This is a genomic window from Stenotrophomonas sp. P5_B8 (genome assembly GCF_054049855.1).
On the sequence record NZ_JBFULO010000742.1, the window covers coordinates 1 to 1,032 of the forward strand.

Annotated in this window: 1 protein-coding gene; it reads right to left on the reverse strand. The window is 60.8% G+C overall.

Annotation, left to right across the window (positions count from 1 at the left end; translation table 11 throughout):
• Window positions 1–1,032: His-Xaa-Ser system radical SAM maturase HxsB (hxsB, locus tag ACXJKH_RS21160; RefSeq protein ID WP_457322318.1), on the reverse strand; the 1,032-nt coding region annotated here is incomplete at both ends.

The window sequence follows — 1,032 nt, forward strand, 5'->3', positions numbered from 1 at the left end:
GCGCCTCCTCCATTTCGCCCTTGGGTGTCGCCCATGCCTCCATCAGTCGTTTCGTGTCCCGATCCGCCTTCTCGTAGCGCTCCAGAAGGAAGTCGAGCAGACCCATGTTCCTTTTACAGAAATCACTGGTGGGTCGATGACCCATCGGATCGCCCTGACGGGCGTAATGCTCGATCGGATCGGCGCCGCATAGGGGAACGTAGGCGCAGTCGGAGCACGTTGGCAGTGCCTCGGCGACGCCGGAATCGAGCAGGGTCGTCATTGCCGGCGAGGACAGCCAGGTGCTGACGGGTTGGGATAYGTTGCCGATACAGAACGTGCGATCGCCCATGGCCGCAAGCATCCGAGCTTCGTCCGACGGGTAAACGCAGCCGTCGTAGTCGTAGATGATGGCACCCAGGCCGGCGCCCGACGGGGACCTCAGGTCCACGTAGCCATGGCCGAACGGCGAGAGCAATTGTGAGAGCAGCAGAGAGGCGTAAGTCTCATCGATGGGATAGCCCCCTCGGTTGACCGCCATGAGGTGCTCGAATGCCCGCTTGTAGAAGACAAAATAGTCTTCGGTTGTGTAGCCGGTTCTCGGGGCACTTTTAGTCGCAAAGCCATAGGGGCTCAGAGGCCTGAGCGAGATGGAGTGCAGGCCGAGCTTCCGATACTCATCGATGATGRCTTCGGGAACCTCCAGGCTCCGCTTGGTCAGGGTCGTAAGGGCCGACACCGCGTCCTCGCCGAGCCGACGCCGACCTAGATCGATCCCTTGGATGGTCCTCGCGTAGCTGTCGCGGCCTGGTCTGGGCCTGTTGGCGTTGTGGAGCCACTCCGGGCCATCCAAAGACGTAGAGAGCTTGAATCGGTGCTCCTCTAAGAAATCCAGCTGGGCTTCGTTCAAGTCGTGGAGCGTGGACGCCAGAACGAAACGCAGGCTCCGGTTCTCAAACCGATTGCGCTCGACGATGAGCAACGTAATGGCCTTCACCTGCTCGAAGTTGAGCAGAGGCTCGCCCCCTTGGAACTCAATGGTCAGCTCCTGGC